The organism is Clostridium mediterraneense, assembly GCF_900091705.1.
Lineage (GTDB): Bacteria > Bacillota > Clostridia > Clostridiales > Clostridiaceae > Sarcina > Sarcina mediterraneense.
Window position 1 is genome coordinate 1,445,713 of sequence record NZ_LT594785.1, and the last position, 17,107, is coordinate 1,462,819.

A 17,107-nucleotide genomic window follows, 5' to 3' on the forward strand; every position below is an offset into this window, starting at 1 on the left:
AAGGTAGGTTGGATAACTTGAAAATCGGAAGAATTGTAAAAGTTGCAGGACCTCTTGTTGTAGCTGAGGGAATGGACGAAGCTAATATATTTGACGTTGTAAAAGTTGGAGAAAAAGGTCTTATCGGTGAGATTATTGAAATGAGAGGCGATAAGGCTTCAATACAGGTATATGAAGAAACTTCAGGAATAGGACCTGGAGATCCAGTTGTAACAACTGGAGAACCTCTTTCAGTTGAATTAGGTCCAGGACTTATAGAATCAATGTTTGATGGAATACAAAGACCACTTGATGCTTTTCTTAAGGCAGCAGGAAGTAATTTCTTATCAAGAGGTGTAGAAGTTAAATCATTAAATAGAGAGAAAAAGTGGACTTTTGAAGCAACTGCTAAAGTTGGAGAAGAAGTTGCTGCAGGAGATATTGTTGGATTTGTACAAGAAACTCCAGTAGTAAATCATAAAATAATGGTTCCTTATGGAATAGAAGGAAAAGTTAAAGAAATTAAAACAGGAGACTTTACTGTTGAAGAAGTAGTTGCAATAATTGAAACTTCAAATGGAGATAAAGAAGTTAAATTAATGCAAAAGTGGCCAGTAAGAAAAGGAAGACCATATGCTAAAAAGTTAAATCCTATTGAGCCAATGACAACAGGACAAAGAGTTGTAGATACATTTTTCCCAGTAGCTAAAGGTGGAGCTGCTGCAGTACCAGGACCTTTTGGAGCAGGTAAGACAGTTGTTCAGCACCAAATTGCTAAATGGGGAGATGCTGAAATAGTTGTTTATGTTGGATGTGGGGAACGTGGTAATGAAATGACAGATGTTCTTAATGAATTTCCAGAGCTTAAGGATCCTAAAACAGGACAAAGTCTTATGAAAAGAACTGTTCTTATAGCTAACACATCAAATATGCCAGTTGCAGCTAGAGAAGCTTCAATATATACAGGGATTACAATAGCAGAATATTTCAGAGATATGGGATATTCAGTTTCAATAATGGCTGATTCAACTTCTCGTTGGGCTGAGGCTTTAAGAGAAATGTCAGGAAGACTTGAAGAAATGCCAGGTGATGAAGGTTATCCAGCATATTTAGGATCAAGACTTGCTGATTATTATGAAAGAGCTGGAAAAGTAATTGCACTTGGTAAAGATGGAAGAGAAGGTGCTGTAACTGCTATTGGAGCTGTATCACCTCCAGGTGGAGATATATCAGAACCAGTTACACAATCAACACTTAGAATAGTTAAGGTTTTCTGGGGACTTGATGCTCAATTAGCTTATAAGAGACATTTCCCTTCAATCAACTGGTTATCATCATATTCATTATACCTAGATAAAATGGGGAATTGGATGGATGAAAATGTAGCAGATGATTGGTCAAAAATCAGAACAGAAGCTATGGCTTTATTACAAGAAGAAGCAAACTTACAAGAAATAGTTAGACTTGTTGGTATAGATGCTTTATCAGAAGCAGATAGATTAAAACTTGAAGTTGCTAAATCAATAAGAGAAGATTATTTACAACAAAATGCTTTCCATGAAGTTGATACTTATGCATCACTTGATAAGCAATATAAGATGTTAAAAGTAGTTCTTGCATTCCAAGATGAAGCAAATAGAGCTTTAGAAGCAGGAGTTTATTTAGAAGATATATTAAAACTTGAAGTTAGAGATAGAATAGCTAGAAGTAAATATGTTCCAGAAGAGGAAATTAACAAAATAGATAATACACTAGTCGAATTAAAAGAGGCTGTAGATAAGCTAATCAGCGAAGGAGGGGTTCTAGATGCTTAAGGAATATAGAACAGTAACTGAAGTTGTAGGACCTTTAATGGCTGTTGAAGGTGTTGAAGGTGTTAAATACGATGAGTTAGTTGAAATAGAATTACAAACAGGTGAAATGAGAAGAGGTAAGGTTCTTGAAGTAAATGGAGATAAAGCTATGGTGCAAATTTTTGAAGGATCTTCAGGAATAAATATTAAGGGAACTAAAGCTAGATTTTTAGGAAAACCTTTAGAACTTGGCGTATCAGAAGATATGTTAGGAAGAGTATTTGATGGTATGGGTAGACCTAAAGATAATGGTCCAAAACTTATACCAGAGCAAAGATTAGATATAAATGGTGAAGCTATTAACCCAGTAGCAAGAAACTTCCCATCAGAATTTATTCAAACAGGAATTTCTGCTATTGATGGATTAAATACACTTGTTAGAGGACAAAAATTACCTGTTTTCTCAGCGGCAGGACTTCCTCATGCTCAATTAGCTGCTCAAATAGCTAGACAAGCACAAGTTTTAAATTCAGATACTAAATTTGCAGTTGTATTTGCAGCGATTGGTATTACATTTGAAGAAGCAGAATTCTTCGTGGAAGAGTTTGAAAGAACAGGTGCTATAGATAATTCTGTACTATTTATGAACTTAGCTTCAGACCCTGCTATTGAAAGAATAGCAACACCAAGAATGGCTTTAACAGCTGCAGAATTCTTAGCTTATGAAAAGGGAATGCATGTACTTGTTATTATGACTGATATAACAAATTACTGTGAAGCTTTAAGAGAAGTTTCAGCAGCTAGAAAAGAAGTTCCTGGAAGAAGAGGATATCCTGGATATCTATATACTGACCTTTCAACATTATATGAAAGAGCAGGAAGAATACTTGGTAAGGAAGGGTCAATTACTCAAATTCCAATACTTACAATGCCAGAAGAAGATAAGACTCATCCAATTCCTGACTTAACAGGATATATTACAGAAGGACAAATAATTTTATCAAGAGAACTTTATACTAAAGGTATTATGCCTCCAATTGATGTTTTACCATCACTTTCAAGACTTAAAGATAAAGGAATTGGTAAAGGAAAGACAAGAGAGGATCACGCTGATACAATGAACCAATTATTCTCATCATATGCACAAGGTAAACAAGCTAAAGAACTTGCTGCTATACTTGGAGAATCAGCTTTATCAGATGCTGATAAAGCATATGCTAAATTTGCTGAAGCATTTGAAAAAGAATATGTATCACAAGGATTTACAACAAATAGATCAATTGAAGATACATTAGAACTAGGATGGAAACTTCTTAAAATATTACCTAAGACAGAACTTAAGAGAATCAGAGATGAATATCTTGAAAAGTATATGCCTGTAGGAGAGGATGAGTAGTATATGGCTGCACAAAGATTAAATGTTAATCCTACTAGAATGGAGCTTTCAAAGTTAAAAAAGAGATTATCTACAGCTACTAGAGGGCATAAGTTATTAAAAGATAAACAAGATGAACTTGTTAGACAATTTATAGATCTTGTTAAATTTAATAATAAATTAAGAAAAGAAGTTGAAGAAGAACTAGGGAGTTCTTTGAAGGATTTTGTTATGGCTAGAGCAGGAATGAGTTCAGAGTTTTTAGAAGAAGCTATATCATATCCTAAAGATAATATTAAAGTTGAAGTTGGCAGAAAAAATATAATGAGTGTTAATGTTCCTATGATGGACTTTAAGAGAGAACTTGAAGGAGATGAGGGGAGTATTTATCCTTATGGATTTGCTAATACATCAGCAGAACTTGATGATGCCATTGGAAAGTTATATAGTATTTTACCAAGGCTTTTAGAATTAGCAGAAGTAGAAAAATCCTGTCAATTGATGGCTGATGAAATAGAGAAGACTAGAAGAAGAGTTAATGCTTTAGAATATATGACTATTCCTCAGTTAAAAGAAACTATTAGGTTTATAAGAATGAAACTTGATGAAAATGAGAGATCTGCTTTAACAAGACTTATGAAAGTTAAGACTATGATCGAGCAAAGAGCTTAATAAAGAACTGTCTCAAAAGAGGCAGTTCTTTTATATTTAAATCCTAAGTAGTTATTGGAAGAAAGTACTGATATATTAAAAGATAAAAATAATTCTTAATTTTAATATTATGAATATATTAAATAGTATTTCAATGTGGTATAATTTGGATAAAGTTAATGATAACTAATTTTATTTGGGGGGATTTTAAGTGAAAGATGTTGTAAATTTAGTAACTGTTGAACAAATTAAAGCATATTCAGATCCATATAGACTAAGAATTTTAACTTTTTTAAGAAATAGACGAGAAGCTTCTACTGTAAAAGAGATAGCAGATTATTTAGGAGAGGTACCAGCTAAAGTTCATTATCATATAAAGAAATTAGAAAAGGTTGGGATAGTAGAAATTGTTAGAACTAAAGAAGTTAAGGGGATAGTAGCTAAATATTATTATTTAACAGCAGAAAATTTCCAAATAGAAGGTGAAGACATAAAAAATCAAACTAGAAAGATTTATAAATCTCAAATTTTAAATATAGTAAATGAGTATTATGATAAATCAAAAGAAAAATCAATAGATACTCTGATGAAAAAAGTTAACTTAAATAGTAAAAATAATGCTATATCAATTATATCTAGAGATATGAATATAGATGAAGACTTATTTAAGCAATTTGATATAGAACTTAGAGAATTAGTAAAAAAGTATGAAAGTATACCTAAGCAGAATAGGGGAAATAATCATTGTCATATATTTTCAGTCTGTTTAAATCAAGGTAATGATAAAGAAACACCTATAAAATAATAAAAAATATTGTTGATTATATCATATTTTACATAAAAAAGAGCATCTATTAGATGCTTTTTTTTATTTTAATAAATATTTATAGATTAATATGTATGCATATATATTATATAAATATTTATTAAAATGCATAAAAATAAAAAAATATACATTTTTAATAAAAAAACTTGCATTTTTATTAATTTAGTAATATAATTTTAATTAACAAATTTTGGAAGATGGTGATAGGATGAATAATTTAAAAAAAGTAGTTTTAGCATATTCTGGAGGATTGGATACATCAATAATAATACCATGGTTAAAGGAGAATTATAATTGTGAAGTTATAGCTGTTGCAGGGGATGTTGGACAAGGGAAAGAATTAGAGCCATTAAATAAAAAGGCTATAAAGACAGGAGCAAGTAAACTTTATATAGAAGACTTAAAAAAAGAACTTGTAGAAGAATTTATTTTTCCTTGTCTTAAAGCTAATGCCTTATATGAAAATAAATATCTTTTAGGTACTGCATTTGCTAGACCATTAATAGGGAAAAGATTAGTTGAAATAGCTAAAAAAGAGGGAGCAGAGGCTATTGTTCACGGTTGTACTGGAAAAGGAAATGATCAAGTTAGATTTGAAATGGCAATAAAAGCTTTTGCACCTGATATGAAAATTATAGCTCCTTGGAGAATATGGGATATAAAATCTAGAGATGATGAGATTGAATATGCTAAAGCTAGAAATATAGATTTACCTGTAACTCGTGAAACTAATTATAGCAAAGATAAAAACTTATGGCATCTGAGCCATGAAGGATTAGATTTAGAAAATCCTATGAATCAACCAGATTATGATAATATTTTAGAACTTGGTGTTACTCCTGAAAAAGCTCCAGATAAACCAATATATCTAAAAATTTCATTTAATAAAGGGATTCCAGTAAAAATAAATGATGTAGAGTATACTTCTGTAGAGTTAATTAAAGAATTAAATAAGATTGGAGGAGAAAATGGAATCGGAATTATAGATTTGGTTGAAAATAGACTTGTTGGGATGAAGTCAAGAGGAGTTTATGAAACACCAGGAGGAACAATTCTTTATTATGCACATAGGGAACTTGAAAGTATAACTATAGATAGAGATACTATGCATTATAAAGATTTAGTTGGCCAAAAATTAGGTGAACTCGTTTACTTTGGAAAGTGGTATACACCTCTTAGAGAAGCATTAATGGCCTTTATAGATAAGACTCAAGAATTTGTAACAGGTGAAGTTAATTTAAAACTATATAAGGGAAATATAATAACAGCAGGTATAAGTTCAGAATATTCATTATATGATGAAGAAATAGCTACTTTTGATGAAGATAATGTTTATAATCAAAAGGATTCAGAAGGATTTATAAATTTATTTGGCTTACCATCTAAGGTTATTTCTAAAAAAAGAAAAAATTATTTTTAATAAATTTTAAGATATGAAAATAAGGGAGGAATAATAGTGAAATTGTGGTCAGGTAGATTTCAAAAGGAAACTAATGAAGAGTTAAATGATTTTAATTCCTCAACTCATATAGATTCTAGAATGTATAAAGAAGATATAGAAGGTAGTATAGCACATGTTATTATGATAAGTAATTGTGGAATTATATCAGGAGATGAAGGAGATCTTATAGTAGAAGGACTTCAAAATATATTAAAAAAGATAGAGAATAATGAAATTAATTTTTCTAAAAATCAAGAAGACATACACATGAATATAGAGACTCTTTTGATACAAGAAATAGGGGAGATAGGTAAAAAGCTTCATACCGCTAGAAGTAGAAATGATCAAGTAGCATTAGATACAAGAATGTATATAAAGAAACAAATATTAGAAATTAATAAGTTAATACTTGAATTTCAGAAAGTATTATCAAAGAAGATTAAAGAAAATATAAATACAATTATGCCAGGATATACTCATATGCAAAGGGCTCAACCTATAACTTTTGCACATCATTTGTTAGCATATTCAGAAATGTTTAAAAGAGATTATGAAAGATTAGAAGATTGTTATAAAAGAGTAAATACTATGCCACTTGGGAGCGGAGCACTTGCAACAACAACCTATCCAATAAATAGAGTCATGGTTAAGGAGTTATTGAAGTTTAATAGATTAAGTACTAATAGTATTGATGCTGTATCTGATAGAGATTTTATTTTAGAGCTAGCTAGTAATATTAGTATAATAATGATGCATCTATCTAGATTTAGTGAAGAGGTTATTTTATGGTGTTCTTCTGAATTTTCATTTATCGAATTAGATGATGCATATTCAACAGGATCATCTATTATGCCACAAAAAAAGAATCCAGATGTTGCGGAGCTTGTTAGAGGCAAATGTGGAAGAGTTTATGGGAATTTAGTAGGACTTCTTAGTATGATGAAATCATTACCTTTAGCTTACAATAAAGATATGCAAGAAGATAAGGAGTTAATTTTTGATTCTATTGATACTTTAAAAATATGTATATCTATATTTTCAGGAATGGTAGATACATTAAAAGTAAAAAAAGAAAATATGAAAAATGCTTGTAAAGATGGTTTTATAAATGCAACAGACTTGGCAGATTATTTAGTTAAAAAAGGTGTGGCTTTTAGGGATGCACATAAAATAACTGGAGAATTAGTTTATTTTTGTATAGAAAATAATAAAATTTTAGAAGAACTTACCATAGAAGAGATGAGAAAATTTTCACAATCCTTTCAAAATGATGTTTATGAATATATAGATATTGAATTATGTGTAGAAAATAGAAAAGTTATTGGTGGACCTAGTTCAATACAAACAAAAGAAAGATTGGAGGAATTAAATAAATATATATATATTAAGGAAAATTTATTGGAGGAATAGTATTGTATAAGGTAGGTATAATAGGGGCTTCAGGATATGTAGGATCAGAACTTATATCTTTACTTACAAGACATAAATTAGTTGAACTGACTTCTATTAGTTCTAGAAGCTTTGAAGGAAAAATTATTTCTGAAATATATGAGAATTTTTTTGGAGTTATAGATTTAGTTTTTGAATCCGAAGAAGAAGTTATAAATAAATCAGAAATTATATTTTTAGCATTACCATATGGTTTAAGTGAAGATATTGCTTTAAAGGTTAGAAATAAAAATAAAATATTAATTGATTTAGGAGCAGACTTTAGATTAGCTGATGAATTAGATTATAAACAGTTCTATGGCAAGTATTTTAAGGATAAGAAGCTTCATAAAGAATCTACTTATTGCATTCCAGAGCTTGGAAGATCTAAATTAAAATATTCTAATATAATAGCCAATCCAGGATGTTATCCAACTAGTATAGCTTTAGGTTTAGCACCAGCACTTAAAAATGATTTGGTGAAAAAGGATTCTATAATAATAGATTCAAAATCTGGAATTACAGGGGCTGGGAAGAATTGTAATGAAGTAACTCATTATATAGAGCGTAATGAAAATTTTAATGCATACTCTATTGGGGGAGGTCATAGGCATATTCCAGAGATAGAACAGGTGTTAAGTGAATTAGTAGGAGATAATATAAAGGTTAGTTTTACTCCACATCTACTACCTATTAATAGAGGGATATTATCTACAATATACTTTGACTTAAGTAAGAATATAAGTACGAAAGAATTATTTAATATTTATTCAGATTTTTATATTAATGAAAAGTTTGTAAAGATATTAACTGCGGGGAATGTTGCTAAAATAAAGTCAGTTACTCATACAAATTATTGTCATATTTCACTTCATAAAGATGATAGATGTAATAGAGTTATTATTTGTTCTGTTATTGATAATATGATAAAAGGAGCAGCGGGACAAGCAATACAAAATATGAATATTAGACTTGGTATAGATGAGTCAGAAGGACTAGATTTCATATCTTCAAATTTTTAATGGGGAGGATAAGTAATGAAGATATTAAAAGGGGGCATTACAGAAGCTAAAGGATTTTTAGCCTCTGGTATACATTGTGGATTAAAAAAAAGAAAAGAAAAGTTAGATTTAGCACTTATATATTCTGAGGTACTAGCAAATGGGGCAGCAGTATATACACAGAATATAGTTAAGGGAAATCCAATATTAGTTTGTAAGGATCATTTAAGTGATGGGAGTGCACAAGCAATTATTATAAACAGTGGTAATGCTAATACTTGTACCGGAGAAGAGGGACTTAAGAGAGCTTATTATATGAGTGAACTTGTAGCGGAAAAATATAATATTGATAAAAATAATGTTTTAGTTGCATCTACTGGTGTTATAGGAGTTCCTTTAAAGATTGAATATATAGAATCAAATATTGATAATCTTATTAATAATTTATCTAAAAAAGGTAATATTTATGCTAGAGAAGCTATAATGACAACTGATTTAATAAAAAAAGAAGTCGCAGTATCTTTTAAAATAGATGATAAAACTGTGACTATAGGAGGAATGGCTAAAGGTTCTGGAATGATAAATCCTAATATGGCAACAACTTTAGGATTTATAACAACTGATATAAATATAGATAAAAGTTTATTAAAAGAAGCTTTAAATATAGCTGTTAATAAAAGTTTTAATAGAATAAGTGTTGATGGAGATCAAAGTACAAATGATACTGTAATAATTCTTGCAAATGGATTAGCAAAAAATGATGCTATACTTGAAAAAGATAAATATTATTATGATTTTCTAGATTCACTTACTTATGTATTGGTTGAGCTTGCAAAACTTGTTGCAAGAGATGGTGAAGGAGCTACGAAATTAATTGAATGTAGAATAAGTGGATGTAAAACTGAAGAAGAGGCTGTTATACTCTCAAAAAGTGTAATTAATTCTAGTTTAGTTAAAACAGCTATATTTGGTAATGATGCAAATTGGGGACGTATTCTTTGTGCATTAGGGTACTGTGGAATAGAGTTTGATGTAAATAAAGTTGAACTTTGTTTTGAGAGTGCAAAAGGATATATATGTGTATTTAAAAATGGTTTACCATTAAATTTTGATGAAGATAAGGCAAAACAAATTTTAGATGAAAATGATATAAGTATACTTATAAATATCAATAAAGGTAAGGAAGAAGGTTTTGCTTTTGGCTGTGACTTAAGTTATGAATATGTAAGAATAAATGGAGATTATAGAACTTAAAATTATTTTTATTTCTAAATAATTTTATGAAAGGGGTTCTATAGATGAAAATTACTAATTTAGATAAAGCAAATACTCTAATACAAGCATTACCTTATATACAAAAGTATAATAATAAAGTTATTGTAGTTAAATATGGCGGAAATGCTATGAAAAATAAAAGTTTAAAGGAATCTGTAATTAAAGATATTGTACTTATGAGTTGTGTTGGTATAAAGGTTGTTTTAGTTCATGGTGGTGGTCCTGAAATAGATAAGGCATTAAAGAAAATAGGAAAAACCTCAGAATTTATAAATGGTCTTAGATATACTGATGAAGAAACTATGGAAATTGTTCAAATGGTTTTAGCTGGCAAAATAAATAAAGAACTAGTAGCTCTTATAAATAATAATGGTGGTAATGCTGTGGGGTTATGTGGAATAGATGGAAATATGATAAAAACTTCAAAAAAAGAATCAGCTATTGATCTTGGATATGTTGGAGATATTGATAGCATTAATTCAAAAGTAATAAAAGATTCTTTGAAGAATAATTATATAAGTGTAGTATCAACTATTGCTATGGGGAATGATGGGAAAATATATAATGTAAATGCAGATATTGCAGCTGCTAAAATAGCATCTGCACTTAAAGCAGAGAAAATAATATTACTTACAGATGTTCCAGGACTTTTATTAGATGTAAATGATAATGATACTATAATATCTAAAATAAATAAAAATAATCTTGAGAAACTTATAAAAGACGGAACTATAAAAGGTGGTATGATTCCTAAAATAGAATGTTGTATAGATTCATTAGATAATGGTGTAATTAAAGCGCATATAATTGATGGAAGGATACCACACACTATATTATTAGAACTTTTTTCTGAGAATGGAATTGGGACTATGATAGAAAAAGAGGGGAATACAGATGAGTTATAATGCTAATGAAAGTAAAAAATATTTAATAAATTCGTATAATTTTATAGATATAACTTTCCAAAAAGGGGAAGGCTCTTATCTGATAGATGATAAAAATAATAGATATTTAGATTTTACTTCAGGAATAGGAGTGAATATATTAGGACATGCAAATAAAGATATTATACGAGCGATAAGTGAGCAAGCAAATAAATTACTTCATATTTCAAATAATTATTTAAATAAGAATACTATATTAGCAGCTAAAAATTTATGTAATTTATCAGGAATGAATAAAGTTTTTTTCTCTAATTCTGGAGCAGAAAGTAATGAAGGAGCTATTAAAATAGCTAGAAAATATAGTTATGATAAATATGGTGCTAAAAGAGGAACTATTCTTACTTTAAAACAGTCATTTCATGGAAGAACTATGAGCACTTTAAAAGCTACAGGGCAAGAAAAGTTTCATAAATATTTTTTTCCTTTTCCAGAAGGTTTTAAATATGCAGAAGCTAATAATTTTAATAGTGTTTTAGAAAACTTGGATAATACTGTATGTGCAATAATGATTGAAGTTATTCAAGGAGAAGGTGGAATTTTCCCTTTAGATAAAAAGTTTATAAATAACTTGATAGATTTATGTGAAAAGAGGGATATACTTCTTATTGTTGATGAAGTTCAAACTGGGATAGGACGTACAGGATATTTTTTAGCTTATCAGTATTATAATATGAGGCCAGATATAGTAACATTAGCGAAAGGATTAGGTGGGGGTGTTCCTATTGGAGCTATACTTTGTAGCGAGAAGACAAAGGATGTTATATCTTATGGGGAACATGGATCTACCTTTGGTGGGAATCCATTTGTTACTAATGTTGCAAATGTAATATTAGAAAAATTTTTTGATGATAGTTTTTTACAAGATATAAATGATAAATCTAAATTTATGTTTGAGAATTTAAATAATTTTAAAAGCGATAATATAGTAGATATACGTGGAAGAGGTTTAATGATTGGTATAGAAGTAAAGGGAGATATTAATAAATATGTTACTAATGCAAGAGAGAATGGTCTTTTAATATTAACAGCCGGAAATAATACATTAAGAATTTTACCTCCTTTAAATATAGAAAAGAAAGATTTAATCAAAGGACTTGAAATTTTGAAAAAAATAATATAAATATATTAGATTTAATTTATAATAAAAATATATAATGAAAAATTTATTAAAATATGTTTTAATATAAGTATATTAATATAATCTTTCGGAAGGAGAAAAGTTTAATGGCTGTTAGAGAAATAGTACAACTTGGTGATGAACATTTAAGAAAAATATCAGAACCAGTTAAAAATATAGATGAAGTTCAAGACTTAATAAAGGACTTAAAAGATACATTAGCAACAGTTGAGGGAATAGGTCTTGCAGCTCCACAAATTGCAGTTAATAAAAGAGTTATATATATAAACTTTCAAGATGGGGTTAATGAATATGTATTAATAAATCCTGAAATACTAGAAAGCTCAAAGAAGACTTGTGTAGATTATGAAGGATGCTTAAGTTATGTAATGCATGAAGGCTTAGTTGAAAGACCTAAAAAAGTTACAATTCAAGCTTTAAATGAAAATGGAGAATTAAAAGTTTATAAAGCAGATGAACTTTTAGCTAGATGTTTTCAACATGAAATAGATCATTTAAATGGTATTATGTATACTGATTTAGCTACTGAGCTATTTGAACTAACAGAAGAAGATTTTGAAAGTTTTGAAGAGGAATAAAAATTAGAGTAGGGATAATCCTTACTCTAATTTTATTTTTAAATATTTTAAGAAAGGATTTTATTTATGCAAAGAAAAATATTACATGTTGATATGGATGCTTTTTTTGCATCAATTGAAATACTTGATAATCCAGAGCTTAAAGGTAAGCCTGTAATAGTAGGAAGTGATTCAGAAAGAGGCGTTGTAACTACATGTTCGTATGAAGCAAGAAAATATGGAGTTAGATCTGCTATGCCATCTTATAAAGCTAAAGCACTTTGTCCAAGTGCTATTTTTGTTCCTGTAAGAATTTATAGATATAGAGAAATTTCTAATAAAGTTTTTTCTATATTATATGAATTTACTGATAATATAGAAAAAGTTAGTATAGATGAAGCGTATATAGATATATCTAGTAAAAATATAGACTCTAAAAAATTTGCATTTTTAATTAAATCAGAAATAAAAAATAGACTTGGATTAACTATATCAGTTGGAATTTCTTATAATAAATTTCTAGCTAAAATAGCTTCAGATTGGAATAAACCCAATGGACTTATGGAAATAACACAAGAAAATGTTGTATCATTATTAACGCCATTAAGTATCTCTAAAGTACATGGATTAGGAAAAAAATCTGTTATTAAATTAAATAATATAGGGATATATACTATTGGTGATATGTATAGTTTACCTAAACATTTTTTCAAAGATTATTTCGGAAAAGCAGGTGAAGAAATTTATAAAAGAATAAGGGGAATTGATGAAAGAGAAGTAATAAATGTAAGAGAAAGGAAGTCATTTGGTAGAGAAGTAACGTTAAGGGAAGATACACTTAATAGAAAAGAATTAAATAGTTATTTAAAGGATTTTGCTAAAAAAATAGAATTAGACCTTTTGAAGAATAATTTAAGGGCAAAAACTATTACTTTAAAAATTAGAGATAATAATTTTGAAACTCATACTAAAAGTAAAACTTTTAGTAATTTTTTTATAAATGCAGAAGAAATATATATTGAAGGATGTAATATATTTAATTCAATTAATATAAATAAACCAATAAGACTTATAGGACTTACTGTCTCTTCTATAGAAGAGAGAAAAATAGAGCAGATAAGTATATTTAATATGCTATAAAGAGGGGATTATATATTAAATATCCCCTTTTTAATTTAAAGTTCTTTCAATATATAATCACAAACAGAATCTTTCCAATTAGGGAGTTCTATATTAAATGTATTTTCTAAAAGAGAGCTATTTATGGCTCCCATTTTAGCTGTTCTAGTTAGCTTATTAGATAATTCTTTAGGAATAGGTAGAATTTCTTTTTTTATATTTATGAAATCAAAAATAAATTTACTAAGTTCCATTTTAGAACAACTATTTTGGGAAGCGCAATTGTATACACCATATTTATTAGTATTTATTATGTTACCTAAAGTACTAGATATAAATTTTATATGAGTAGGATTTACTATATGTTCACTACAAAAAAATAAAGGAGTATTACTATTAGAGATTATTTGCTTTATATAACAATTTTGACCACCAAATATCCATGATGATTTTATGATAAAGTATTTTTTTAGATTTTTTTTTATTATTTTTTCACATTCATATTGAAATAATCCAAAATTATTTATAGGTTCACATGAGTCACTTTCTACATAAGGGATATTGCTATATTCTCCATATGAATGGAAGGATGATACATATATAAATTTTATATTTTGATTTTTACAAGCATTAATTAAGTTTTGTATAATTTTAATATTTGATTTTATAATATCAGGATTTTTTTCATATTTATCTATATCTAAAATAGGATCTAAATGTATAATTGCATCTAAGTGATTTCTTAAAATTATCTTTTCTATATTTTCTTTATTTAAATAAATATTTGAATCAAAAATTGAAATATTATGTTTTACTTGTAATTTAAAATAATCATATATATAATTACTTAAAGGATTTTCAGAATTACTTATACCTATATTCAATATAATCACCTCTATAATTTTATATTTCTTCTTTTAGATTATATGCTAGTTTTACATTATATTGACAAAAAAGTTTAAATAATTATAATTAATATTTATGTAGTAGGGAGGTATTTATGGATATTAAAATTTTAGAAGAAGAAAAACAATATTTAAATGATACAAAAGAATGGTTGGGTTTAGAATTAAATCGTATCAAAAAAAATGAAAATGAAATAAAAGAAAATATATCTTCCTTAGAAAAGAGAAGTAAAGGTTCGTATAGTCAGGAATTAGAGATTAGTAGAAAACTATATAATATAGTAAAAAAGAATGTAGATGAATATGAAGAAATAAAAGAAAGACCTTATTTTGCAAAAATAAATTTTAGAGAATTTAGAAAAGATCCAGAAGATTTCTATATAGGTAAAATAGGTGTAGGAAATATTGAAACAGGAGAAGAAAAAGTTATTGACTGGAGAGCTCCAATAGCAGATTTATATTATAGTGGAACACAGGGAAATGCATATTATGTAGCTCCAGGTGGAGTAATTGAAGGGGATTTAAAGCTTAAGAGAAAGTTTTTATATAATAAAGAAAATAATATAGAAAAATATTTTGATGAAGGAATAAATGAAATTATCTTAAAATCTCAGGATGATGGAGAAAATGCTTTAGTAGATGAATTTTTAAAGCTTAATTTAGAAGAAAGTACAGGTAATAAATTAAAAGAAGTTGTTGCTACTATTCAAAAAGAACAAAATGATATTATAAGGGCTGATAAAAGTTTTCCAATTATTATTCAAGGATCTGCAGGTTCAGGAAAAACTACAGTAGCACTTCATAGACTTGCCTATTTAATGTATAGATATAAAGATACTTTAGACGGAAGTGATATTTTAGTAGTTGCCCCTAATAAGATATTTTTAGATTATATTTCAGAAGTTTTACCTAATCTAGGAGTGAATAAGGTTCCGCAAATGACTTTTGAAGAACTAGCTATAAAAAGATTAGGGATTAAAGGAAAAATAATAACTAAGGATAAGAAATTAGTTTCTATGATTGAAGATTTAGATGAAGTAGAAATTAAATATTTAAAGAATGAAAGTAAATTAAAAGGGACTTTTGCATTTAAATTATTACTAGATAGATATATAAGAATCTTAGAACGAAATGATAGTGATATATCTGATATAGAAGTAGATGGATATAAGCTTTTTGATAAAAAAGAAATAAAAAGACTATTCCTAAAAGATTTAATTAACTTCCCTATAAATAAAAGAAAAGATGAAATAAAAAGATATTTTGAAAAAAAATTAGGGCAAAAAATATTGGAAGTTTTAGATAAAATAGATTTTCAATATGAATACTCTATTTCAAGAACAAAAAAGAAGATAGAGGATGAAGTTGAGAGAAGAAAAGAAGTAATTAAGTTATATGATGAAAGAGATAATAAAAAATCTGAATTAAAAAAGAATGCTAAAAAAGAATTTAATAAATATTTTGAGGATTGGAAAGGTATAAGTACAACAAATATATATCATGAATTCTTTATCAATGAGGAGATATTTAATGAGGTTACCTCAAGAAAAATACCACAAAAATTAAGTGATTATATAAAAGAAAATTTAAAATATAATAAAGAAAATAACTTAATAGATTCAGATGATTTAGCGGCAATGTTATATTTAGAATTCAGAATAGAAGGTATAAAAGAAGAGGATATATTTAAACATATAGTTATAGATGAAGCACAGGATTATTCACCACTTCAGCTAGAAGTTATTTCTATGATGAGTAGAGCACAAAGCTTAACTATAGTAGGAGATATTGGGCAAGGGATTTATTCTTATAAGGGAATAAGTAATTGGGAGGATATAATTGATAATCTATATAAAGAAAAAGCAATATATAAAACTTTAACACAAAGCTATAGAAGTACAGTTGAAATTATTGATTTTGCTAATAAAGTTTTAAAGAAGCAAGAGAATTATCCAAAGCCAGCAATGCCTGTTTTAAGGCATGGGGATATACCTACTATAAATGAATTTAAGCAAATAAAAGAATTTTGTTTAGAAGTAGATAAAATAGTTGATAAAGTATATTCTGATGGGAAGAGCTCAGTTGCAATAATATGTAAAACATTAAAAGAATGTAAGAGATTAAAGGAAAACTTAAAAAAATACTGTAATCATGATTTTACAATGATAAATAATGATGATAAATCTCTAGACTTAAAATTAATAGTAATTCCATCATATTTAACAAAAGGATTGGAATTTGATTGTTCAATAGTTTATAATCTAGATGATAAAAATTATACTGAAAGTGAATTAGATAAAAAATTACTATATGTTGTTTTAACAAGAGCATTACATTATGAGTATATATTTTATAAAGGTAAATTATCTAAATTAATAGATTAATATTTAATAAAAGAGAGGTAGTTAGAAATGGAAGATAGAAAAATAATGGCATTTAGAGATGAAGAAGGAAATAAGGTAGAATTTGAAATAGTAGCAGAAATATACTTAAATGAAGATACAGAAGCAGAACAAAAATATATATTACTTTCTCCATTAGAAGATAAAGAAGAAGTAGATATGTTTGCATTTAGAGTAGATTTAACTGAAAATGGTGAAGAATATAATTTAGTTGAAGATGATAAGGAATTTAATGAAATAAAAAAAGTTTATAAGAAATTAGCTTATTAGTAG

General features: G+C 27.7%; 15 protein-coding genes. 14 read left to right on the forward strand and 1 reads right to left on the reverse strand.

What is annotated here, in order from left to right; genetic code table 11:
* Positions 1-17 precede the first annotated feature (17 nt).
* From BN8917_RS08985 to BN8917_RS09040, 12 genes are all read left to right on the forward strand, one after another.
* On the forward strand, positions 18-1,793 hold the full coding sequence (locus tag BN8917_RS08985) for a V-type ATP synthase subunit A (protein ID WP_066875439.1): 1,776 nt from the start codon (positions 18-20) through the stop codon (positions 1,791-1,793).
* The gene (locus BN8917_RS08990; protein WP_066873601.1) at positions 1,786-3,168 is read left to right on the forward strand and encodes a V-type ATP synthase subunit B; all 1,383 of its coding nucleotides are present in this window, start codon (positions 1,786-1,788) and stop codon (positions 3,166-3,168) included. The genes BN8917_RS08985 and BN8917_RS08990 overlap by 8 nt, the downstream gene beginning before the upstream one ends.
* Before the next feature lie 3 nt (positions 3,169-3,171).
* On the forward strand, positions 3,172-3,819 hold the full coding sequence (locus BN8917_RS08995; protein ID WP_066873604.1) for a V-type ATP synthase subunit D: 648 nt from the start codon (positions 3,172-3,174) through the stop codon (positions 3,817-3,819).
* Positions 3,820-4,009: 190 nt separating this feature from the next.
* Positions 4,010-4,603: a helix-turn-helix domain-containing protein gene (locus tag BN8917_RS09000; RefSeq protein WP_066873607.1), complete on the forward strand. Its 594-nt coding sequence runs from the start codon at positions 4,010-4,012 to the stop codon at positions 4,601-4,603.
* Between the two features lie 229 nt (positions 4,604-4,832).
* Entirely contained in the window at positions 4,833-6,044 is a 1,212-nt protein-coding gene (locus BN8917_RS09005; RefSeq protein WP_066873610.1) for an argininosuccinate synthase, read from the forward strand.
* A gap of 36 nt (positions 6,045-6,080) precedes the next feature.
* Entirely contained in the window at positions 6,081-7,475 is a 1,395-nt protein-coding gene (gene argH / locus BN8917_RS09010) for an argininosuccinate lyase (RefSeq protein WP_066873613.1), read from the forward strand.
* Between the two features lie 2 nt (positions 7,476-7,477).
* Complete coding sequence (gene argC / locus BN8917_RS09015; RefSeq protein ID WP_066873616.1) at positions 7,478-8,515, forward strand: N-acetyl-gamma-glutamyl-phosphate reductase; 1,038 nt, start codon at positions 7,478-7,480, stop codon at positions 8,513-8,515.
* A 15-nt stretch (positions 8,516-8,530) separates the two neighbouring features.
* Positions 8,531-9,748 carry a bifunctional ornithine acetyltransferase/N-acetylglutamate synthase gene (argJ, locus tag BN8917_RS09020; RefSeq protein ID WP_066873619.1) on the forward strand — a complete coding sequence of 406 codons (1,218 nt, stop codon included), beginning with the start codon at positions 8,531-8,533 and terminating at the stop codon, positions 9,746-9,748.
* 44 nt (positions 9,749-9,792) lie between these two features.
* Positions 9,793-10,674 (forward strand): acetylglutamate kinase, encoded by an 882-nt coding sequence (gene argB / locus BN8917_RS09025; protein ID WP_066873623.1) that lies wholly within the window; start codon positions 9,793-9,795, stop codon positions 10,672-10,674.
* Positions 10,664-11,833 (forward strand): aspartate aminotransferase family protein, encoded by a 1,170-nt coding sequence (locus BN8917_RS09030; protein ID WP_066873626.1) that lies wholly within the window; start codon positions 10,664-10,666, stop codon positions 11,831-11,833. Before argB ends, BN8917_RS09030 begins: the two co-directional genes overlap by 11 nt.
* A gap of 104 nt (positions 11,834-11,937) precedes the next feature.
* On the forward strand, positions 11,938-12,429 hold the full coding sequence (gene def, locus BN8917_RS09035) for a peptide deformylase (protein ID WP_066873629.1): 492 nt from the start codon (positions 11,938-11,940) through the stop codon (positions 12,427-12,429).
* 66 nt (positions 12,430-12,495) lie between these two features.
* Positions 12,496-13,548 carry a DNA polymerase IV gene (locus tag BN8917_RS09040; RefSeq protein WP_066873632.1) on the forward strand — a complete coding sequence of 351 codons (1,053 nt, stop codon included), beginning with the start codon at positions 12,496-12,498 and terminating at the stop codon, positions 13,546-13,548.
* Between the two features lie 35 nt (positions 13,549-13,583).
* On the opposite strand, the gene BN8917_RS09045 is transcribed toward BN8917_RS09040, so the two are convergent.
* Complete coding sequence (locus BN8917_RS09045; protein ID WP_066873635.1) at positions 13,584-14,411, reverse strand: sugar nucleotide-binding protein; 828 nt, start codon at positions 14,409-14,411, stop codon at positions 13,584-13,586.
* A 116-nt stretch (positions 14,412-14,527) separates the two neighbouring features.
* Between BN8917_RS09045 and helD the strand changes: the two genes are divergently transcribed.
* On the forward strand, positions 14,528-16,816 hold the full coding sequence (gene helD / locus BN8917_RS09050) for an RNA polymerase recycling motor HelD (RefSeq protein ID WP_066873638.1): 2,289 nt from the start codon (positions 14,528-14,530) through the stop codon (positions 16,814-16,816).
* Positions 16,817-16,843: 27 nt separating this feature from the next.
* On the forward strand, positions 16,844-17,104 hold the full coding sequence (locus BN8917_RS09055) for a DUF1292 domain-containing protein (protein WP_066873641.1): 261 nt from the start codon (positions 16,844-16,846) through the stop codon (positions 17,102-17,104).
* The last annotated feature ends 3 nt before the right edge of the window (positions 17,105-17,107 follow it).